This is a genomic window from Kitasatospora sp. NPDC058162 (genome assembly GCF_042884005.1).
Taxonomy (GTDB): domain Bacteria; phylum Actinomycetota; class Actinomycetes; order Streptomycetales; family Streptomycetaceae; genus Kitasatospora.
This window is the reverse complement of sequence record NZ_JBHVUS010000007.1, coordinates 323877-343892: the sequence shown is the minus strand read 5'-3', so window position 1 is coordinate 343892 and position 20016 is coordinate 323877. Positions and strand designations below refer to the sequence as shown.

The 20016-nt window shown below is 72.8% G+C and carries 20 protein-coding genes; 19 read left to right on the top strand and 1 reads right to left on the bottom strand.

All coding sequences use genetic code 11. The annotated features are described in order from the left end of the window. The first annotated feature begins 36 nt into the window (after positions 1 to 36). The 15 genes from hrcA (at position 37) to era (ending at position 14641) form a co-directional block, all read left to right on the top strand. Complete coding sequence (hrcA, locus tag ACFVXG_RS17215) at positions 37 to 1071, top strand: heat-inducible transcriptional repressor HrcA (RefSeq protein WP_387928324.1); 1035 nt, start codon at positions 37 to 39, stop codon at positions 1069 to 1071. Between the two features lie 76 nt (positions 1072 to 1147). After that, positions 1148 to 2287: a molecular chaperone DnaJ gene (dnaJ, locus tag ACFVXG_RS17210; RefSeq protein ID WP_350505384.1), complete on the top strand. Its 1140-nt coding sequence runs from the start codon at positions 1148 to 1150 to the stop codon at positions 2285 to 2287. 81 nt (positions 2288 to 2368) lie between these two features. Further along, positions 2369 to 3118, top strand: a complete 750-nt coding sequence (locus ACFVXG_RS17205) for a 16S rRNA (uracil(1498)-N(3))-methyltransferase (protein ID WP_387928322.1) — start codon at positions 2369 to 2371, stop codon at positions 3116 to 3118. A gap of 80 nt (positions 3119 to 3198) precedes the next feature. Further along, entirely contained in the window at positions 3199 to 6435 is a 3237-nt protein-coding gene (locus tag ACFVXG_RS17200) for a S41 family peptidase (RefSeq protein WP_387928320.1), read from the top strand. A gap of 86 nt (positions 6436 to 6521) precedes the next feature. Further along, a complete protein-coding gene (locus tag ACFVXG_RS17195) occupies positions 6522 to 7367 on the top strand; it encodes an RDD family protein (RefSeq protein WP_387928319.1) in 846 nt (281 codons plus the stop codon). A 56-nt stretch (positions 7368 to 7423) separates the two neighbouring features. Further along, the gene (locus tag ACFVXG_RS17190; protein WP_387928317.1) at positions 7424 to 7777 is read left to right on the top strand and encodes a histidine triad nucleotide-binding protein; all 354 of its coding nucleotides are present in this window, start codon (positions 7424 to 7426) and stop codon (positions 7775 to 7777) included. A 6-nt stretch (positions 7778 to 7783) separates the two neighbouring features. Next, complete coding sequence (locus ACFVXG_RS17185) at positions 7784 to 8707, top strand: ribonuclease Z (RefSeq protein ID WP_387928316.1); 924 nt, start codon at positions 7784 to 7786, stop codon at positions 8705 to 8707. A gap of 336 nt (positions 8708 to 9043) precedes the next feature. After that, positions 9044 to 10069 (top strand): PhoH family protein, encoded by a 1026-nt coding sequence (locus ACFVXG_RS17180; RefSeq protein ID WP_350505506.1) that lies wholly within the window; start codon positions 9044 to 9046, stop codon positions 10067 to 10069. A 14-nt stretch (positions 10070 to 10083) separates the two neighbouring features. Further along, entirely contained in the window at positions 10084 to 10578 is a 495-nt protein-coding gene (gene ybeY, locus ACFVXG_RS17175; RefSeq protein ID WP_153460603.1) for an rRNA maturation RNase YbeY, read from the top strand. A 19-nt stretch (positions 10579 to 10597) separates the two neighbouring features. Continuing rightward, positions 10598 to 11923: a hemolysin family protein gene (locus ACFVXG_RS17170; RefSeq protein ID WP_387928314.1), complete on the top strand. Its 1326-nt coding sequence runs from the start codon at positions 10598 to 10600 to the stop codon at positions 11921 to 11923. A gap of 33 nt (positions 11924 to 11956) precedes the next feature. Further along, the gene (locus ACFVXG_RS17165) at positions 11957 to 12193 is read left to right on the top strand and encodes a hypothetical protein (protein ID WP_387928312.1); all 237 of its coding nucleotides are present in this window, start codon (positions 11957 to 11959) and stop codon (positions 12191 to 12193) included. Between the two features lie 92 nt (positions 12194 to 12285). Then, the gene (locus tag ACFVXG_RS17160) at positions 12286 to 12837 is read left to right on the top strand and encodes a DUF4383 domain-containing protein (RefSeq protein ID WP_387928311.1); all 552 of its coding nucleotides are present in this window, start codon (positions 12286 to 12288) and stop codon (positions 12835 to 12837) included. A gap of 201 nt (positions 12838 to 13038) precedes the next feature. Then, positions 13039 to 13392 (top strand): cytidine deaminase, encoded by a 354-nt coding sequence (locus ACFVXG_RS17155; RefSeq protein WP_360228748.1) that lies wholly within the window; start codon positions 13039 to 13041, stop codon positions 13390 to 13392. Positions 13393 to 13493: 101 nt separating this feature from the next. Beyond that, a complete protein-coding gene (locus tag ACFVXG_RS17150) occupies positions 13494 to 13652 on the top strand; it encodes a hypothetical protein (RefSeq protein ID WP_387928309.1) in 159 nt (52 codons plus the stop codon). Positions 13653 to 13711: 59 nt separating this feature from the next. Beyond that, positions 13712 to 14641, top strand: coding sequence for a GTPase Era (gene era, locus ACFVXG_RS17145; protein ID WP_363439893.1), 930 nt, complete (start codon positions 13712 to 13714; stop codon positions 14639 to 14641). Positions 14642 to 14735: 94 nt separating this feature from the next. Here the strand turns inward: era and ACFVXG_RS17140 are convergent, their stop codons facing one another. Next, entirely contained in the window at positions 14736 to 15002 is a 267-nt protein-coding gene (locus ACFVXG_RS17140) for a protealysin inhibitor emfourin (protein WP_350505374.1), read from the bottom strand. Between the two features lie 487 nt (positions 15003 to 15489). Here ACFVXG_RS17140 and leuA point away from each other — a divergent pair, with 487 nt between their 5' ends. The 4 genes from leuA (at position 15490) to ACFVXG_RS17120 (ending at position 19978) form a co-directional block, all read left to right on the top strand. Further along, entirely contained in the window at positions 15490 to 17286 is a 1797-nt protein-coding gene (leuA, locus tag ACFVXG_RS17135; protein ID WP_387928307.1) for a 2-isopropylmalate synthase, read from the top strand. Between the two features lie 239 nt (positions 17287 to 17525). Next, positions 17526 to 18197: a TerB family tellurite resistance protein gene (locus ACFVXG_RS17130; RefSeq protein ID WP_387928305.1), complete on the top strand. Its 672-nt coding sequence runs from the start codon at positions 17526 to 17528 to the stop codon at positions 18195 to 18197. A 190-nt stretch (positions 18198 to 18387) separates the two neighbouring features. After that, complete coding sequence (gene recO, locus ACFVXG_RS17125) at positions 18388 to 19134, top strand: DNA repair protein RecO (protein WP_350505370.1); 747 nt, start codon at positions 18388 to 18390, stop codon at positions 19132 to 19134. A 4-nt stretch (positions 19135 to 19138) separates the two neighbouring features. Continuing rightward, the gene (locus ACFVXG_RS17120; protein WP_387928303.1) at positions 19139 to 19978 is read left to right on the top strand and encodes an isoprenyl transferase; all 840 of its coding nucleotides are present in this window, start codon (positions 19139 to 19141) and stop codon (positions 19976 to 19978) included. The last annotated feature ends 38 nt before the right edge of the window (positions 19979 to 20016 follow it).

Genomic DNA, 20016 nt, shown 5'->3' with positions numbered 1-20016 from the left:
AGACGGACAACGTGCGAAGACGGAGGTGCGTGCCCCATGGCCGGAGAGGTCCGCCAGCTGGACGACCGCAAGCTCGCCGTGCTGCGCGCGATCGTCCAGGACTACGTGGGCACCGAGGAGCCGGTCGGCTCCAAGGCCCTGGTGGAGCGGCACAACCTCGGGGTGTCCCCGGCGACGGTGCGCAACGACATGGCGGCGCTGGAGGAGGAGGGGTACATCCACCAGCCGCACACCAGCGCCGGGCGGATCCCCACCGACAAGGGCTACCGGCTGTTCGTCGACAAGCTCGCCGAGATCAAGCCGATGAGCTCCCCGGAGCGCCGGGCGATCCGGCACTTCCTGGACGGCGCCGTCGACCTGGACGACGTGGTCACCCGCACGGTGCGGCTGCTCGCCCAGCTGACCCGCCAGGTCGCCGTGGTGCAGTACCCCTCGCTGACCCGCTCCACCGTCCGGCACATCGAGCTGGTGGCGCTGGCCCCGGCCAAGGTGATGCTGGTGCTGATCACCAACACCGGCCGGGTCGAGCAGCGGATGGTCGACTGCCCGGGCACGGTCGGCGAGACGGTCCTGGCGGACCTGCGCTCGCGGATCAACGCGCGGGCGGCCGGCCAGCGGCTCCCGGACGTCCCCGGGCTGCTGGAGGAACTCCCGGGGGCCTTCGAGCAGGCCGACCGGCCGACCGTCAGTACGGTCCTGGCGACGCTGTTCGAGGCGCTCGCCGAGCAGAACGAGGAGCGGATCATGCTGGCCGGCACGGCCAACCTGACCCGCTTCGGGCACGACTTCCCGCTCACCATCCAGCCGGTGCTGGAGGCCCTGGAGGAGCAGGTCGTCCTGCTCCGCCTCCTGGGTGAGACCACGGACGCCGCGATGACGGTCCGGATCGGGCGGGAGAACGCGTACGAAGGGCTGAATTCCACCTCGGTCGTCTCGGTCGGCTACGGTTCGGGCGACGAGAGCGTGGCCAAACTGGGTGTGATCGGTCCGACCCGGATGGACTACCCGGGCACAATGGGGGCGGTGCGAGCGGTGGCACGGTACGTGGGTCAGATCCTGGCCGAGTCGTAGCAAGCAGACCGCCGTCGGAAAAACCCGGCGGCGGTGTCCAGTCGCACTACTACAGGCGGAACAAGCGGAGCATTTGGTGGCCACGGACTACTACGCGGTACTCGGCGTCCGACGGGATGCGGGGCAGGACGAGATCAAGAAGGCGTTCCGGCGCCTGGCACGCGAACTGCACCCGGACGTCAACCCGGACCCGAAGACGCAGGAGCGGTTCAAGGAGATCAACGCCGCCTACGAGGTGCTCTCCGACCCGCAGAAGCGCCAGGTCTACGACCTCGGCGGGGACCCGCTGTCGCCCGGCGGCGGTGGCGCGGGCGGCTTCGGCGCCGGCGCGGCGGGCTTCGGCTTCTCCGACATCATGGACGCCTTCTTCGGCGCCGCGGCCGGCCAGCGCGGCCCGCGCTCGCGCACCCGCCGCGGCCAGGACGCCATGATCCGGCTGGAGATCACCCTGGAGGAGGCCGCCTTCGGCACCACCAAGGAACTCCAGGTCGACACCGCCGTCACCTGCACCACCTGCAGCGGCGAGGGCGCGGCCCCCGGCACCTCCGCGCAGACCTGCGACATGTGTCGCGGCAAGGGCGAGGTGTCCCAGGTCACCCGCTCGTTCCTGGGCCAGGTCATGACCTCCCGCCCGTGCCCGCAGTGCCAGGGCTTCGGCACCGTCGTGCCGACCCCGTGCCCCGAGTGCGCCGGCGACGGCCGGGTGCGGGCCCGCCGCACCCTGACCGTCAAGATCCCGGCCGGTGTGGACAACGGCACCCGGATCCAGCTGGCCGGCGAGGGCGAGGTCGGCCCCGGCGGCGGCCCGGCCGGCGACCTGTACGTCGAGATCGCCGAGACCACCCACACCGTCTTCCAGCGGCGCGGCGACGACCTGCACTGCACCGTCACCATCCCGATGACGGCCGCCTCGCTCGGCACCCAGGTGCCGTTGCAGACCCTGGACGGGCTGGAGGAGGTCGACATCCGGCCCGGCACCCAGTCCGGCCAGTCGATCCCGCTGCACGGCCGGGGCATCACCCACCTGCGCGGGGGCGGCCGGGGCGACCTGATAGTGCACGTCGAGGTGCAGACGCCGACCAAGCTCGACGCCGAGCAGGAGGAGCTGCTGCGCCGGCTCGCCGTCCTGCGCGGCGAGGAGCGGCCGTCCGGCCAGTTCGCGCCGGGCCAGCAGGGCCTGTTCTCGCGCCTGAAGGACGCCTTCAACGGCCGGTAGCCGTCAAGGAGGGGGTGCCGGGTCCTCCCCGGCACCCCCTTCGCGTTTCCCCGAGTCCCACTCCTCCGGAGGTTCCCCGCCATGACCGCGCCCGTCTTCGTCGTCGAGACCGAGCGGATCGCCACCGCCGCGCCCGGGGCCGTGCTGCGGCTCGACGGGCCGGAGGGGCGGCACGCGGCGGCGGTGAAGCGGCTGGCGGCCGGCGAGGCGGTCACCCTGGCGGACGGGCTGGGGCTCGGCGTGGACGGCACGGTCGCCGCGGTGCTCGGCAAGGAGGCGATCGAGGTCACGGTGGACGCCGTGCGGCGCGAGCCCGAGCCCGCGCCGCGGATCGTGGTCGTCCAGGCGCTGCCCAAGGGCGACCGCGGCGAGCTGGCCGTGGAGACCATGACCGAGGTCGGCGTGGACGTGGTGGTCCCCTGGGCCGCCTCCCGGTGCATCACCCAGTGGAAGGGCGAGCGCGGGGCCAAGGCGCTCGCCAAGTGGCGGGCCACCGCCCGGGAGGCGGGCAAGCAGTCCCGCAGGCTGCGCTTCCCCGAGGTGCGCGAGCTGGCGACCACCCGGCAGCTGGCACCGCTGCTGGCGGGGGCCGCGCTCGCCGCCGTGCTGCACGAGGAGGGCGCCGAGCCGCTGGCGCAGGCCGCGCTCCCCGCCGGCGGGGACATCGTGCTGGTGGTCGGCCCGGAGGGCGGGGTCTCCCCGGAGGAGCTGGCCGCCTTCGCCGAAGCGGGCGCGAAGCCTTACCGGCTGGGCCCGTCGGTGCTGCGCACCTCGACCGCCGGGGTGGCGGCGGGGGCACTGCTGCTGGGGCGCACCGGCCGCTGGTCGTAGCGCCTCCGGGACCCCGTGCGCCCGCCCGGAGTCTGCGGAAAACGGAGCGGATCGTACCCGCAGCTGCCTACGCTGGCGGCGTGACGGACTCCCTGAGCACCTCCGCGGGCGCCTATCTGCGCCACCCCCACCTGCACGGTGACCTGGTCGCCTTCGTCACCGAGGACGACCTGTGGCTCGCCCCGCTGGACGGCGGCCGGGCCTGGCGGCTGACGGCCGATCACCTTCCGGTGCGCCACCCCCGGTTCTCCCCGGACGGGCGGCACATCGCCTTCACCTCCACCCGGGACGGCGCCCCGGAGGTGCACGTGGTGCCGGTGGACGGCGGTCCGTCCCGGCGGCTGACGTACTGGGGCGACGACCAGACCAGGGTGCAGGGTTGGACCGCCGACGGGCGCCCGATCGCCACCACCGGCGTGGGCGAGGCCGGCGGGCGCCGCAGCTGGGCGCACGCGGTGCCGCTGGACGGCGGCGAGCCGGCGCGGCTGCCGTACGGGCCGGTCGGCGGGCTCGCCTTCGAGCCGGACGGGGACCGGGCGCTGCTGGTGACCGTCAACAACCGCGAGCCGGCCTGGTGGAAGCGCTACCGGGGCGGCCGGGCGGGCAAGTTGTGGATCGGACGGGACCGGTTCGCCCGCGTCCACGAGGAGTTGGACGGCAACCTCGACTCCCCGCTCTGGGTGGGCGGCCGGATCGCCTTCCTGTCCGACCACGAGGGCGTCGGCGAGCTGTGGTCCAGCCGCCCGGACGGCTCCGACCTGCGCCGCCACAGCACCGACCCGGACGGCTTCTACGCCCGCGGCGCCGCCACCGACGGCACCCGGGTGGTCTTCCACCGGGCCGGCGACCTGTGGCTGCTGGACGACCTGGAGACCGCCGCGCCGCGCCGCCTGGACGTCCGGACGGCCGGCTCGCGGGCCGGCCGCCGCCCCCGCCCGGTGCACGCCGCGCACTGGCTGGAGTCCGTCGCCCCGGACCGCACCGGCCGGGCCGGCGCCGTGGTGGTGCGCGGCGGCGTGCACTGGCTGACCCACCGCGAGGGCCCGGCCCGGGTGCTGGACGAGACCCCGGGCGTGCGCGCCCGGCTGGCCCGGGTGGTGCCGGGCCGGGACGGCGCCCAGGGGGTGCTCTGGGTGACCGACGCCGAGGGCGAGGACGCCCTGGAGTACGCCCCCGCCGTGCACGACCCCGAGCGGCGCCGGCTGGCCGCCGGGCAGCTGGGCCGGGTCAACTCGCTGGTGGTCTCCCCGGACGGCGAGCGGGCCGCGCTCGGCGTGCACGACGGCCGGGTGCTGGTGGTCGGGCTGGCCGACGGCGCCGTGCGCGAACTGGACCGCAGCAGCGACGGCGAGGTCAGCGGGCTGGCGTTCAGCCCGGACTCCGCCTGGCTGGCCTGGTCCCGCCCGGTGCACCGGATGGGCCCGTACTCGCTGCGCCAGATCGTGCTGGCCGACCTGGCCACCGGTGCCGTCGGCGAGGTCACCCCGGAGCGCTTCCTCGACACCTCGCCCGCCTTCACCGCGGACGGCCGTTACCTGGCCTTCCTGTCGGTGCGCGACTTCGACCCGGTCTACGACGCCCACGCCCTCGAGCTGTCCTTCCCGAACGGCTGCCGCCCCTACCTGGTCACGCTCGCGGCCGAGACGCCGTCCCCGTTCGGTCCGCAGCGGGCCGGGCGGGCCCCGGGCGGGGCGGAGGACGAGCCCGAGTCCCGCAAGCCGGAGGGCGGGGAGGCCGCGGGCGGGGCCGTGCCGGCCGTCCGGGTCGACCTGGACGGCATCGCCGACCGGATCCTGCCCTTCCCGGTCGAGGGCGGCCGGTTCCACGCGCTGCGCGCCGCCAAGGACGGGGTGCTCTGGACCAGGGTGCCGCTGCTCGGCGAACTCGGCGACGAGGCGGCCTCGTTGGACGACGAGCGGCCCCGCCCGGTGCTGGAGCGCTTCGACCTCCGCAAGCGCCGCGCCGAGCAACTGGTGCACGGCGTCGACGGGTTCGCGGTCAGCGGGGACGGCACCCGGGTGACCGTGCTGGACGGCGGCGAGCTGCGGATCGTCCCGGCCGACCACAAGGCCGGCGGCGAGGACGACGAGACCGCCGTCGACCTCGCCCGGCTGCGGGTGACCGTCGACCCGGCCGCCGAGTGGCGGCAGATGTACGCCGAGAACGGCCGCCTGATGCGCGACAACTTCTGGCGCCCCGACCTCGGCGGCCTCGACTGGGCCGGGATCCTGGACCGCTACCGGCCGCTGGTCGAGCGGGTCGGCTCGCACGACGAACTGGTCGACCTGCTCTGGGAGGTGCACGGCGAGCTCGGCACCTCGCACGCCTACGTCATCCCGTACGGCCGCTACACCGAGCCCGCCCGGCGCCAGGGCCTGCTCGGCGCCGACCTGGTCAAGGACGGCGAGCGGTGGCGGATCGGCCGGATCCTGCCCGGCGAGTCCTCCGACCCCCGGGCCCGCTCGCCGCTGGCCGCGCCCGGCGCCGCGATCCGCCCGGGCGACGCCGTGCTCGCCGTCAACGGCCGCCCGGTCGACCCGGTCACCGGCCCGGCCCCGCTGCTGGCCGGCACCGCCGGGCAGCCGGTCGAGCTGACCGTGGCGGGCAAGGACGGCAGCGACCGGCGCCACCCCGTGGTCGTCCCGCTCGCCGACGAGGAGGCGCTGCGCTACCACGACTGGGTGGCCGGCCGGCGGGCCGAGGTGCGGGAGCTGTCCGGCGGCCGGCTCGGCTACCTGCACATCCCCGACATGCAGGTGGCCGGCTGGGCGCAGCTGCACCGCGACCTGTCCACCGAGATGGCCAAGGAGGGCCTGATCGTGGACGTCCGGGAGAACCGCGGCGGGCACCTCTCGCAGCTGGTGATAGAGAAGCTGGCCCGGCGGATCATCGGCTGGTACGCGATCCGGGACACCGACCACGGGGTGCCCTACCCGATGGACGCCCCGCGCGGGCCGGTGGTCGCGATCGCCAACGAGCTGTCCGGCTCGGACGGCGACATCGTCAACGCCGCCATCCAGGCGCTCGGCATCGGCCCGGTGGTCGGCACCCGCACCTGGGGCGGGGTGATCGGCATCGACAGCCGGTACCAGCTGGTCGACGGGACCCTGGTCACCCAGCCCAAGTACGCGATGTGGCTGGAGAACTACGGCTGGGGCCTGGAGAACCACGGCGTCGACCCGGACGTCGAGGTGCCGTTCGCCCCGCACCACTGGGCGGCCGGCGAGGACCCGCAGCTGGCCGAGGGCGTGCGGATCGCCCTCGACACCCTGGCCGCCACCCCGGCCCGCACCAGGCCGCCGCTGCCCTGGGCGTAGCCGTGCCGCCCCGGGGCCTGGGTAGGATGCGGGGCTGTTCTTGATCGCGATCTTGATCTGATCGACAGCTCACGGGGGAGCACACCATGGCGCAGGGCTATCCGCCGCCGCAGTACCCGCAGAACGGCCCCGGGCCGCAGCCGTACGGCCAGGGGCCGTACGCCCAGCAGCCGCCGCAGCAGTACGGGCAACAGCAACAGCCCCCGTACGGGCAACAGCAACAGCCCCCGTACGGGCAACAGCAACAGCCCCCGTACGGCCAGCAGCAGCCGCCGTACGGGCAACAGCAACCGCCCTACGCCCAGCCGCCGCAGGGCTACGGCCAGCCCGGCCCGTACGGCCCGAACCCGTACCCGTCGCACGGGCAGCCCGCCGCGCAGCCCCAGCCCCAGCCGCAGCCGCAGGGGCAGGGGCAGTACCCGCAGGCGGCGCAGCCCGCGCTGCCGCCGTGCCCCCCGGAGGCGTCCGGGTTCCGGCGCTTCCTGGCGATTGTGCTGGACCTCGCCCTCTCCCTCGGCCTCGGTTTCGCCGCGGCTGCCGCCTCCGACGTCGCCGCCGGCCGCACCAAGCCCGTCGCGGCCGCGGCCGGTCACGCCGTCCAGCACCACGCCAGTGGCCCGGTGGTGCCGTTCTGGCTGGCGTTCCTGGGCGTCGGCCTGCTCGCCTCGTTCCTCAACCAGGTGGTGTTCGCCCGGCTGACCGGCTTCAGCGTGGGCAAGGGGATCCTGGCGATGCGGGTGGTGCGCCGCAAGCGGGTGATGCGCCCGAACACCTGGCGGCTCACCCGGCGCTGGCTGCTGGGCTTCGTCTTCCTCGCGGTGGTGATCATCTCCGATGACTTCGAGCTGTCCGAGGGGGACGTCGTCGGCATGCGCTCGGTGCGCTGGAAGCACCTCCAGGAGTACCAGCAGGCGGTCGGGCGGCTCGGCTAGGCTGCGCCCGTACGGCCCGTGCAACCGTGATCGACGACCGAACCGAGGAGAATCCGATGGCCGGCGAGCCGCAGTCCGACTGTGTGTTCTGCAAGATCGTGGCGGGCGAGATCCCGGCGACCGTGGTGCGCAAGACCGAGCGCGTCCTGGCCTTCCGCGACATCGCGCCCAAGGCCCCCGTGCACGTCCTGGTCATCCCGCACGTCCACTACCCGAACGCGGCCGCCCTGGCCGCCGCCGCGCCGGAGATCGCCGGTGAACTGCTCGCCGAGGCGGGCGCGGTGGCGAAGGACGAGGGCCTCGAGGACTACCGGCTGATCTTCAACACCGGTGCGGGCGCCGGGCAGACCGTCTTCCACGCCCACGTGCACGTGCTCGGCGGGACGCGCATGAACGAGAGCATGGTCTGATCCCAGGTGTCCCAGCGCGAACTCGTCGTCCTCGGCACCGCCAGCCAGGTGCCCACCCGGCACCGCAACCACAACGGCTACCTGCTCCGCTGGGACGGCGAGGGCCTGCTGTTCGACCCCGGCGAGGGCACCCAGCGGCAGATGCTGCACGCCGGGGTCTCGGCCACCCAGATCACCCGGATCGCGGTGACCCACTTCCACGGCGACCACTGCCTGGGCCTCGCCGGGGTGATCCAGCGGATCAACCTTGACCGGGTCCCGCACCCGGTGGACGTCTACTTCCCGGCCTCCGGCGAGGTCTACTTCGAGCGGCTGCGGCACGCCACCGCCTACCACGAGACCGCCGTGCTGCGGCCCCGGCCGATCGACGAGCCCGGCCCGCTGCCCGCGCCCGGCGCCCGCTTCGCGCTGGACGCCGTCCGGCTGGACCACCCGGTGGAGTCCTTCGGCTACCGGCTGTCCGAGCCGGACGGCCGCCGGCTGGTGCCCGAGCGGCTCGCCGCGGCGGGGGTGCGCGGCCCGGCCGTGGGCCGGCTCCAGCACGAGGGCGCGGTCGAGGTGGACGGCCGGGTCGTCACCCTGGACGAGGTCAGCGAGCCGCGGCGGGGCCAGCGCTTCGCCTTCGTGATGGACACCCGGCTCTGCGAGGGCGTGTACCAACTCGCCGAGGGCACCGACCTGTTGGTGGTGGAGGCGACCTTCACCGACGCCGACGCCCACCTCGCCGAGGACCACGGCCACCTCACCGCCGGCCAGGCCGCGAAGGTCGCCGCCGAGGCCGGGGCGCGCACCCTGGTGCTGACCCACTTCTCCCAGCGCTACCCGGACCTCGGCCAGCACCTGGCCGACGCCCGCAAGCACTTCGACGGGGAGCTGGTGCTCGCCGAGGACCTCGCCCGGGTGCCCGTCCCCGCCCGCCGCCACCCGTGAACGCCGGGGAGCGCGCGGAGGAACGGAGGGCACCGGGAAACGGGCTGCGGAAAACGGCTGCGGAAGAGGCCCCGGGAAAAGGGCTCGCGCCGTCCTGCGATCTGCCGCAGCATCGTCGGGTGCGGCCCCGCCGCCCGCCGCAGCGATCACGCTCGCGGCGTACCCTGGTGCCCCGGAGAGACCGAGCGGCCCACGAGACCACGGATGGGATGAGGCAGGCCCCAGCGCCGACCCATGAGTGACACATCGCAGACCCGTACCGACGGACAGTCGCGCCCCGAACCGACCGACGACGGCCGGGTGAGCGCCCGGATCGTCATCCCCGAGAAGCATCCGATGGTCACCCTGCTCGGCACGGCGGACTCGCTGCTGCGCGTGATCGAGCAGGGCTTCCCCGCCGCCGACATCCACGTCCGCGGCAACGAGGTGACCGCCACCGGGGAGCGCGCCGAGGTCGCCCTCGTGCAGAAGCTCTTCAACGAGATGATGCTGGTGCTGCGCACCGGCCAGCCCCTGACGGAGGACTCCGTGGAGCGCTCCATCGCCATGCTCCGCGAGGAGGGCCCGGACAGCCCGGCGCCGTCCCAGGTGTTCACCGCGAACATCCTGTCCAACCGCGGCCGCACGATCCGCCCCAAGACGCTGAACCAGCAGCGCTACGTCGACGCGATCGACAAGCACACGATCGTCTTCGGCCTGGGCCCGGCCGGCACCGGCAAGACCTACCTGGCGATGGCCAAGGCCGTCCAGGCCCTCCAGGCCAAGGAGGTCAACCGGATCATCCTGACCCGCCCGGCGGTCGAGGCGGGGGAGCGGCTGGGCTTCCTGCCCGGCACCCTCTACGAGAAGATCGACCCGTACCTGCGCCCGCTGTACGACGCGCTGCACGACATGATGGACCCGGACTCCATCCCGCGCCTGATGGCGGCCGGCACCATCGAGGTCGCGCCGCTCGCGTACATGCGCGGCCGCACCCTCAACGACGCCTTCATCATTCTGGACGAGGCCCAGAACACCTCGCCCGAGCAGATGAAGATGTTCCTCACCCGCCTCGGGTTCAACTCCCGGGTGGTGGTCACCGGCGACACCAGCCAGATCGACCTCCCGGGCGGCACCCGCAGCGGACTGAAGGTCGTCCAGGAGATCCTGGCCGACGTCCCGGACATCCACTTCTCCGTCCTCACCAGCACCGACGTGGTCCGCCACAAGCTGGTCGGCCGGATCGTGGACGCCTACGAGCGCTGGGACGCGCTGCAGGAGGCCGAGGAGAACTCCCCGGCCGCCCGCAAGCCCGCCCAGCGGCGCCCCGGCAAGACCGCCGCGGCGCGCGCACCCCGACAGTCCCATCGCACCGAAAGCTGAGCACACAGCCCGTCATGTCGATCGACATCGCCAACGAGTCCGGTTGGGACGCCGATGAGGAAGCCATCCTCGACGTCGCCCGCTTCGCCCTGGACAAGATGCGGATCCACCCGCAGTCCGAACTGTCCGTGATCCTGGTGGACGGTGCGGCGATGGAGGAGCTGCACATCCAGTGGATGGACCTGCCCGGACCGACCGACGTGATGTCGTTCCCGATGGACGAGCTGCGTCCCGGCAAGGAGGGCGAGGAGCTGCCGCAGGGCCTGCTCGGCGACATCGTGCTCTGCCCCGAGGTCGCCGAGCAGCAGGGCAAGGCGGCCCCCTCCCAGCACTCGATGGACGAGGAGCTGCAACTGCTCACCGTCCACGGCGTGCTGCACGTCCTCGGCTACGACCACGAGGAGCCCGAGGAGGAGGAGGAGATGTTCGCCCTCCAGAAGCGGATCCTGGACGACTGGCGGGCGGGCCGGGGCCTCGGCGGCATCTCCCCGGCCCCCACCACCCACTGAGCGCGGGGCGCGAACTCCTGTGAGCGGTGAGAGTACGAGCTTCATCCTCGGTGCCGTGGCCCTGGTCGTGCTCGGCTGGCTGGCCGCGTGCGCCGAGGCGGGCGTCTCCCGGGTCTCCCGGTTCCGGGCGGAGGAGGCCGTGCGCAACGGGCGGCGCGGCTCCGCGCGGCTGCTGGCCGTCGCCTCCGACCCGTTCCGCTACCTCAACCTGGCCACCCTGATCCGGGTGGCCAGCGAGATGGCGGCCGCGGTGCTGGTCACCGCGGTGTGCGTGCGCAACATCCACCCGACCTGGCAGGCCGTGCTGTTGGCCTTCGGCGTGATGGTGCTGGTGTCCTTCGTGGCGGTGGGCGTCTCGCCGCGCACGATCGGGCGCCAGCACCCGCTCTCCACAGCGACCGCGGCCTCCTTCGTGCTGCTGCCGCTGGCCGCGGTGCTCGGCCCGATCCCGCGGCTGCTGATCCTGCTGGGCAACGCGCTGACCCCGGGCAAGGGCTACCGGGAGGGGCCGTTCGCCTCCGAGGCGGAGCTGCGGGCGCTGGTGGACCTCGCCGAGAAGGACGACCTGATCGAGGACGAGGAGCGCCGGATGGTGCACTCGGTCTTCGAGTTGGGCGACACCATCGTGCGCGAGGTGATGGTGCCGCGCACCGACCTGGTGATGATCGAGCGGCACAAGACCCTCCGGCAGGCGCTCACCCTGGCGCTGCGCTCGGGCTTCTCGCGGATCCCGGTGGTCGGCGACAACGAGGACGACGTGGTCGGCATCGTCTACCTCAAGGACCTGGTGCGCCGCACCCACATCAACCACGAGGCGGAGTCCGAGGAGGTCGGTACGGTGATGCGCCCGGCCGTGTTCGTCCCGGACTCCAAGCCGGCCGACGACCTGCTGCGCGAGATGCAGCAGCGCCGCTCGCACGTCGCGATCGTGATCGACGAGTACGGCGGCACGGCGGGCCTGGTCACCATCGAGGACGTCCTGGAGGAGATCGTCGGCGAGATCACCGACGAGTACGACCGGGAGATCGCGCCGATCGAGGACCTCGGCGACGGTTCGTACCGGATCACCGCCCGCCTGCTGGTGGAGGACCTGGGCGAGCTGTTCGGCATCGAGCTGGAGGACGAGGACGTCGAGACCGTCGGCGGCCTGCTGGCCAAGCACCTGGGCCGGGTGCCGATCCCCGGCTCGGCCTGCGAGATCCCGCTGCCCGAGCCGGCCCCGGACGGCCTGACCGGCATCCTGCTGACCGCCGAGTCCTCGGCCGGGCGGCGCAACCGGATCGGCTCGATGGTCGCCTCGCCGGTGCGCGGGTCGCAGGGGGCGGCGCCGGCCGCGGGCGAGTAGCGGGTGGGCGGTCGCCGAGCGACCATGGAGGGCATGACGCACAAACTTCGCGCGGAGTACGGCCCGCAGGGGGCGGCCGGCGGAGTCAAGTCCTGGCACGTGGTGCGGGACGAGGACCCGTCGACCGCGCTCTGCGGCCGGACCATGCCCGACGACGCCGAGACGCGGCCCGAGCAGGAGTGGGGCACCGGGCTCCGCTGCTGCCAGCAGTGCGGCTCGCTCTACATGCACGAGACGCCGCACCTGCAGGGGAGCCATCCCTACAGCTAGGCACGACAGCACACCAGGCACGACAGCCGGGCACCACGGCTGGGCACAACAGCCGGGCACGGCGGGGCCGTGGCCGGGTTCTGGAGGTCGCCATGAAGCTGCACGACGAACTGCCGACCGTCGACCGCCGACTCGCCCTGGTGTGGCGGGTCGGGGCGGGGCTCGGGGGGATCTTCCTGATCGTGTTCGGGATCCTGGGGCTGTCCGACCACCCCGGCTTCCTGGCCACCCACGGTGACCGGATCGCCGGGCTGTCGACCAACGGGGCGCTGAGCATCCTGTCCATCGTGGCGGGTGCGGTGCTGGTGGTCGGGGCGGTGATCGGCGGGAACTTCGCGTCCAACCTCAACATGGTGGTCGGCGTGCTGTTCGTCCTGTCCGGCTTCTACGGACTGACCGTGCTCGGCCGGCCGGACGCGAACATCCTCAACTTCCGGATGTCGAACGTGCTGTTCGCGTTCGTCTTCGGGGTCGTCCTGACCACCTTCGGGATGTACGGCCGGGTGAGCAGCCACCTGCCGCACGACAACCCGTTCTGGCGCGAGCGGGCCTCGCGCGAGGAGCCGCTGCCGACCGGCGCGGCGAAGACCTTCGTCAAGGTGCTCAACCCGAACCCGGGACGCACCCACCCGGTCGGCCACTGAATCCTCGCCCGCTCGCCTCCGGGGCGCTCGGACCCGGTGCCGACGGTCGTCGCTCCGGCGCTCGTGCCTCGCTTGTCGCTCGCCCTCCTTGCCCGCCAGCGGGCAGGAGGGGCCCACCCTTTCGGCACCGGCGCGCCCCTTCGGCTCGGGGCGGGTGACTCGCCCGCCGCGGTGTGACCGGCTCTGTCTATGCTCGGCGGCATGAGTGACATCGTCGAACTCGACCCCGAAGACAAGAAGATCATCACGCTGGCCCGCTCGGCCCGCGCCCGCAACGGCGTGGCCGAGGGGGCCGCGGTGCGTGACGAGACCGGCCGCACCTACGTGGCCGGGACGGTCGCGCTGGAGTCGCTGCGGCTGAGCGCGCTGCAGACGGCGGTGGCGATGGCGGTGGCCAGCGGTGCGAAGTCGCTGGAGGCGGCCGCCGTGGTGAGCGAGGCCGAGCAGCCGGCCGAGGCCGACCTGGCGGCCGTGCGGGACCTGGGCGGGGCCGGGACGCCGGTGCTGCTGGCCGGGCCGGACGGGACGCTGCGGGTGGCGGCCGAGGCCCGCTGAGCGGCCGCTGACGGCCTGCCGGGGCCCGGCTGACGGACCTTGCCCCCATGCATTAAGCGGATAATCTCACCTGGGGAGTGGACTCGGTGAGGGGCTGGGGCATGGGGGCGTTGGCGTTCGTCGCCGGGCTGGTGCTGTTCGTGATGGGCATGGGCAAGTGGCAGGAGACCGGCACGGTCTACTGGCTCTGGGGTTCGCTCGCCTTCCTGCTGCTGCTGGTGGTGTTCTCACTGGTCGGACGGGGCGGCCGCAAGGGCTGACCGGGCCGGGCGACCGCCCCCGGACGGCGGGGCTCCGGTGATCAGGGAGAATGGAGCCCATGAATGCCCCTTCCTCCTCGTACCGCTCCGGGTTCGCGTGCTTCGTCGGCCGTCCCAACGCGGGCAAGTCGACCCTGACCAACGCCCTGGTGGGGACGAAGGTCGCGATCACCTCCGACCGCCCGCAGACCACCCGGCACACCGTGCGCGGCATCGTGCACCGCCCGGACGCCCAGCTCGTGCTGGTCGACACCCCCGGCCTGCACAAGCCCCGCACCCTGCTCGGCGAGCGCCTCAACGACCTGGTCCGCACCACCTGGGCCGAGGTCGACGTGATCGGCTTCTGCCTGCCCGCCGACCAGAAGATCGGCCCCGGCGACAAGTTCATCGCCAAGGAGATCGCCGGGATCAAGAAGACCCCCAAGGTCGCCATCGTCACCAAGACCGACCTGGTCGACTCCAAGCGCCTGGCCGAGCAGCTGATCGCCATCCACCAGCTCGGCCTCGAGCTGGGCTTCGAGTGGGCCGAGATCATCCCGGTCTCCGCGGTCGGCGACAAGCAGGTCGAGCTGGTCGCCGACCTCCTCACCAAGCTGCTGCCCGAGGGTGACCAGCTCTACCCGGAGGGCGACCTCACCGACGAGCCCGAGCAGATCATGGTCGCCGAGCTGATCCGCGAGGCCGCCCTGGAGGGCGTGCGGGACGAACTCCCGCACTCGCTGGCCGTCGTGGTCGAGGAGATGCTGCCGCGCGAGGGCCGCCCGGCGGACCGCCCGCTGCTGGACATCCACGCCAACGTCTACATCGAGCGGCAGAGCCAGAAGGCGATCGTGATCGGCGCCAAGGGCGCGCGGCTCAAGCACGTCGGCACCACCGCCCGCAAGCACATCGAGGCGCTGCTCGGCACGCCGGTCTACCTGGACCTGCACGTCAAGGTGGCCAAGGACTGGCAGCGCGACCCCAAGCAGCTGCGCAAGCTCGGCTTCTGACGGGGGAGTTCGGCAGGGGGCGGCAGGCCCCGGGGCCCGTCCGGACGCTTCGGCGTCCGGACGGGCCCTCGCCGTGAGGGGCTACGTGAGGGGGCTACGCCCCTTCGCGCAGCACCAGCGAGATCAGCTCCCGCTGCGAGTCGGTGAGCTTGGGGTCGGCGCAGTACACCGTCCGCCCGTCCACGGTGATCTCGTAGTGGAAGCCGTCCGGCACGCCGTAGGACGGCGCGCGCAGCCCACCCGCGACGGCCTCGCGGGCGAGCGCGTGGACGTGCGGGCCGTCCGTGCGGTCGACGGTGTCGAGCTCCGCGTGGCGGAGGATTCCGGCGAGTCCGCCGGTCCGGGTCACCTGGATGCGCATGGTGTCCATGGTGCTACGCAGGGAAGGCTTTTGCGGCGCTTTTTCCCGACCGTGACGTAAGCGCGGCTCAACTGCGGCTGAGCGCCGCCCAACTGCGGCTCAGCCCGGGCTGACGCCGGACGATCGCGCAGATCGGTACTGCTGCAGTCATGTGGCCCAGGGTGAGGCCTCGATGACCGGATGTCACCACCTCGGGTGCGACGGGTCCACGTCTCAAGGAGTGGAACGGAAGCCCGGATCACTTCGGGGGCGCGCGGGCCTGGGTTACGCTGGGCCACATCATGCGCAACGGGCTGCTTCTTCTTAGCTGCCGCGTCGAGGGCCTGTAGTCCACTGGGGCCGGCTCCCCTCGCCGCGGGGAACGAGCTGTGCGCGGATTCGGCGATCCAACGGCGTATCGCGAGGCGCAGCAGAGGCCGGCCAGTCGGTGTTGATCACTCCCGACCGCCCGCACACACGCATCCACAGGAAGCCGAGAGTCACCTCCATGACCGAGCAGACCTCCGCCGCGTCCGTCCCCGCCGCTCGCGCCTTCGTCGACCGGCCGACCCCGATCACCGCCGCCTCCGTGCGCCAGCAGCCCTCGGGCATGCGGTACGGGCGCTACCTGCCGTTCGGCACCGTCGACCTGCCGGACCGCACCTGGCCGGAGAAGGTGATCACCAAGGCGCCGCGCTGGCTCTCCACCGACCTGCGGGACGGCAACCAGGCGCTGATCGACCCGATGTCCCCGGCCCGCAAGCGGAAGATGTTCGACCTGCTGGTGGCCATGGGCTACAAGGAGATCGAGGTCGGCTTCCCGTCGTCCGGCGCCACCGACCACGCCTTCGTGCGGTCGCTGATCGAGGAGGGGGCGATCCCGGAGGACGTCACCATCTCGGTGCTGACCCAGGCCCGCGAGGAGCTGATCGAGAAGACCGTCGAGGCGCTGGTCGGCGCCCCGCGGGCGACCGTCCACCTGTACAACGCGACCGCGCCGCTGTTCCGCCGGGTGGTGTTCCGCAACGACAAGGCGGCCACCAAGGCGATCGCCGTGGACGGCACCCGGCTGGTGATGGAGTACGCGGACAAGCTGCTGGGCGACGACACGGTCTTCGGCTACCAGTACTCGCCGGAGATCTTCGTGGACACCGAGCTGGACTTCGCGCTGGAGGTCTGCGAGGCGGTGATGGACGTCTGGCAGCCGGGTGAGGGCCGCGAGATCATCCTGAACCTGCCGGCCACCGTCGAGCGGGCCACCCCGAACGTCCAGGCCGACCAGTTCGAGTGGATGTCGCGGAACCTGTCCCGCCGGGAGTACGTGTGCCTGTCGGTGCACCCCCACAACGACCGCGGCACCGCCGTGGCCTCCGCCGAGCTGGCCTACATGGCGGGCGCGGACCGGATCGAGGGCTGCCTGTTCGGGCAGGGCGAGCGGACCGGCAACGTCGACCTGGTGACGCTGGGGATGAACCTGTTCTCGCAGGGCATCGACCCGCAGATCGACTTCTCCGACATCGACGAGGTGCGCCGCACCGCCGAGTACTGCAACCAGATGGAGGTGCACCCGCGCCACCCGTACGCCGGGGACCTGGTGTACACCTCCTTCTCCGGCTCGCACCAGGACGCCATCAAGAAGGGCTTCGACGTCCTGGAGGCGGACGCGAAGGCGGCCGGGGTGCCGGTGACGGAGCACACCTGGGGCGTGCCGTACCTGCCGATCGACCCGAAGGACGTCGGCCGCACCTACGAGGCGGTCATCCGGGTCAACAGCCAGTCCGGCAAGGGCGGGGTGGCGTACGTCCTGAAGAACGACCACAAGCTGGACCTGCCGCGCCGGATGCAGATCGAGTTCTCCCGGATCATCCAGGCCAAGACCGACGCCGAGGGCGGCGAGGTCAGCCCGGCGGAGATCTGGCGGGTCTTCGAGGACGAGTACCTGCCGACCACCGACAACCCGTGGGGCCGGCTGTCGCTGGCCGGTTCGCGCACCCTGACCACCGAGGACGGCCGGGACGCGCTGACCGCCGAGGCCGTGGTGGACGGCGAGCCGGTGACCCTGTCCGGCACCGGCAACGGCCCGGTCTCGGCCTTCGCGGACGCGCTGGCCCGGATCGGCGTGGACGTACGGGTGCTGGACTACGCGGAGCACGCGCTGAGCGAGGGCGGCGACGCCCAGGCGGCCGCGTACGTGGAGTGCGCGGTGGACGGCAAGGTGCTGTGGGGCGTGGGCATCGACGGCAACACCGTGCTGGCCTCGCTGAAGGCGATGATCAGTGCCGTCAACCGCTCGCAGCGCGCTTAATTCGTGCGGGTGGTACGCGAAGGGCCGTCCTCCGGGGCGGCCCTTCGCCACGTGCGCCGCACGTTGTGGCCTGCGCCACATTTTTTCGGATCGGAAGCCGTTCGAGGTACTGACACGTGCCGGTAACCGTGGCAACATCGATCCACCGGCAAGCCGGGTCGGTGGGACGGCCTCGGTGTCCGGTCGCGTGACCTGCCCATAGTTGTGCAGGCCGCCTGCCATGTCTGGGGAGTGGCGCCGTGACCAGGTTGTGGGGTGTTCGCCCGAGGTGGCGGACCGATGTTCTCGGTGATTTCTTCTGCCCGGGCTGCGGCGGGGACCGCAACTACCGCCGGCAGCACGGCCGGCGGTGGCTGCGGCTGCTGGGGACGCCCGTCGTCCCGCTCGGGCCGGTGATCGGCAGCGTGCAGTGCACCAGCTGCCACGGGCGCTACGGCGTCGAAGCCCTGGAGCAGCCCACCGTCGTGCGCCTCGGCGCGATGCTGCGGGACGCCCAGTACACCATCGCACTGGCCCTGCTCGCGGCCGGCGGCACCGCCCACCGGGCGGCCCGCGAGGCGGCCTGCACGGTGGTGCGCGAGGCCGGGTTCGAGGACTGCGGCGAGGCCCAGGTGCTGGCCGCGCTCGCCGCGCTGTCCGGGCTCGGCGGCGAACTCCACGACGCCCGCGGGATGGCCGGCGGCCTGGCCGTGGAACTGCACGCGGTGCTCGAACCGCTGGCCCCGCACCTGGCCCAGCAGGGCCGGGAGCGGCTGCTGCTGCAGGGGGCCGCGATCGCCCTCGCCGACGGGCGCTACCTGCCGCAGGAGCGCGAGGCGCTGGCCGTGGTCGGGAGCTGTCTGGACCTGCCGCAGAGCCAGGTGCCGGCGCTGCTGGAGGCGGCGACCCGGGCACCGTACGAGAACCTGTAGGGCTGCTGCCCCGCTGAGCCTTCCGTATCCCCCACAAACGGGCCCGCCCCCCCTCCGGGCCCGCCGTGACCCGCACCGCAGTGGTCCTCCCCCACGGCCCCCCGGTGCGGGCAACACGGCTGTCCCCGGCCCGCCACGGCCGTTTCCCGGCCGTCCTCGGCTGTCCGTGCCCTGGGGGACAATGGACGGCATGAGTCTTTTCCGGGACGACGGCGTCGTGTTGCGGGCGCAGAAGCTCGGCGAGGCCGATCGGATCATCACCCTGCTGACCCGCCACCACGGCAAGGTCCGGGCGGTGGCGCGCGGGGTGCGCAAGACCAAGTCCAAGTTCGGCGCCCGCCTGGAGCCGTTCTCGCACGTGGACGTGCAGTTCTTCAGCCGGGGGAGCGAGCTGATCGGGCGCGGGCTGCCGCTCTGCACCCAGGTGGAGACCATCGCCCCGTACGGCGGTTCGATCGTCACCGACTACGGCCGCTACACCGCCGGCACCGCGATGCTGGAGACGGCCGAGCGCTTCGCCGAGAACGAGGGCGAGCCGGCCGTCCAGCAGTACCTGCTGCTGGTGGGCGGGCTGCGCACGCTGGCGGCCGGGGTGCACGAATCGCACCTGGTGCTGGACGCCTTCCTGCTGCGCTCGCTCGCGGTGAACGGGTACGGCGCGAGCTTCACCGACTGCGCCAAGTGCGGCCTGGACGGGCCGAACCGTTTCTTCTCGCTCCCCGCAGGGGGGGTGCTCTGCGCGGACTGCCGAGTGCCCGGATGTGCCGTACCCTCCCCTGAGACACTGGTACTGCTCGGGGCGCTGCTGTCAGGGGACTGGCGGACGGCCGACGCCTGCGAGCCGCGGTACTGGCGGGAGGGCAGCGGCCTGGTCGCGGCCTATCTGCAGTGGCACCTGGAGCGGGGCATCCGCTCGATGAGATACGTGGAGAAGTGAGCACATGGCAGCGCGACGGCTCTTCGGCGGCGGCAAGCAGCGGGTCTACGAACCCCCGACCCCGCACCCCAGCGGCGCCAAGCCCCCGAAGATCCCCGGCGAGCTGGTCCCCGACCACGTCGCCATCGTGATGGACGGCAACGGCCGCTGGGCCAAGGAGCGCGGGCTGCCCCGCACCGAGGGCCACAAGATCGGCGAGTCCGTCGTGCTGGACGTCCTCAAGGGCGCGATCGAGCTCGGCGTCAAGAACATCTCGCTGTACGCGTTCTCCACCGAGAACTGGAAGCGCTCGCCCGACGAGGTGAAGTTCCTGATGAACTTCAACCGGGACGTCATCGCCCGCCGCCGCGACGAGATGGACGCGATGGGCGTGCGGATCCGCTGGGCCGGCCGGATGCCCAAGCTGTGGAAGAGCGTCGTCCAGGAGCTCCAGGTCGCCGAGGAGCAGACCAAGGGCAACGACGCCGTGACGCTCTACATGTGCGTCAACTACGGCGGCCGGGCCGAACTCGCCGACGCGGCGCAGGCGATCGCGCTGGACGTGGCGGCCGGCCGGCTCGACCCGAAGAAGGTCAACGAGAAGACCATCGCCAAGTACATGTACCACCCGGACATGCCGGACGTGGACCTGTTCCTGCGCCCCAGCGGCGAGCAGCGCACCTCCAACTTCCTGCTCTGGCAGTCCGCGTACGCCGAGTTCGTGTTCCAGGACGTGCTCTGGCCGGACTTCGACCGCCGCGACCTGTGGCGCGCCTGCGAGCAGTTCGCGAGGCGCGACCGCCGCTTCGGCGGGGCGATCCCGAACGAGGTCGCCGCGCCGCTGGAGCTGCCCACCCAGCGCTGACGCCGACCGCCGGTACGCATGCCGAAGGGCCCGCGGGA

What these genes read in the sequence shown, in the direction of transcription:
- hrcA (WP_387928324.1), top strand. Translation starts at nt 37, where the DNA reads ATGGCCGGAGAGGTCCGCCAGCTGGACGACCGCAAGCTCGCCGTGCTG.
- ACFVXG_RS17205 (WP_387928322.1), top strand. Translation starts at nt 2,369, where the DNA reads ATGACCGCGCCCGTCTTCGTCGTCGAGACCGAGCGGATCGCCACCGCC.
- ACFVXG_RS17195 (WP_387928319.1), top strand. Translation starts at nt 6,522, where the DNA reads ATGGCGCAGGGCTATCCGCCGCCGCAGTACCCGCAGAACGGCCCCGGG.
- ACFVXG_RS17190 (WP_387928317.1), top strand. Translation starts at nt 7,424, where the DNA reads ATGGCCGGCGAGCCGCAGTCCGACTGTGTGTTCTGCAAGATCGTGGCG.
- ACFVXG_RS17180 (WP_350505506.1), top strand. Translation starts at nt 9,044, where the DNA reads ATGGTCACCCTGCTCGGCACGGCGGACTCGCTGCTGCGCGTGATCGAG.
- ybeY (WP_153460603.1), top strand. Translation starts at nt 10,084, where the DNA reads ATGTCGATCGACATCGCCAACGAGTCCGGTTGGGACGCCGATGAGGAA.
- ACFVXG_RS17165 (WP_387928312.1), top strand. Translation starts at nt 11,957, where the DNA reads ATGACGCACAAACTTCGCGCGGAGTACGGCCCGCAGGGGGCGGCCGGC.
- ACFVXG_RS17160 (WP_387928311.1), top strand. Translation starts at nt 12,286, where the DNA reads ATGAAGCTGCACGACGAACTGCCGACCGTCGACCGCCGACTCGCCCTG.
- ACFVXG_RS17155 (WP_360228748.1), top strand. Translation starts at nt 13,039, where the DNA reads ATGAGTGACATCGTCGAACTCGACCCCGAAGACAAGAAGATCATCACG.
- ACFVXG_RS17150 (WP_387928309.1), top strand. Translation starts at nt 13,494, where the DNA reads ATGGGGGCGTTGGCGTTCGTCGCCGGGCTGGTGCTGTTCGTGATGGGC.
- era (WP_363439893.1), top strand. Translation starts at nt 13,712, where the DNA reads ATGAATGCCCCTTCCTCCTCGTACCGCTCCGGGTTCGCGTGCTTCGTC.
- ACFVXG_RS17140 (WP_350505374.1), bottom strand. Translation starts at nt 15,002, where the DNA reads ATGCGCATCCAGGTGACCCGGACCGGCGGACTCGCCGGAATCCTCCGC.
- leuA (WP_387928307.1), top strand. Translation starts at nt 15,490, where the DNA reads ATGACCGAGCAGACCTCCGCCGCGTCCGTCCCCGCCGCTCGCGCCTTC.
- recO (WP_350505370.1), top strand. Translation starts at nt 18,388, where the DNA reads ATGAGTCTTTTCCGGGACGACGGCGTCGTGTTGCGGGCGCAGAAGCTC.
- ACFVXG_RS17120 (WP_387928303.1), top strand. Translation starts at nt 19,139, where the DNA reads ATGGCAGCGCGACGGCTCTTCGGCGGCGGCAAGCAGCGGGTCTACGAA.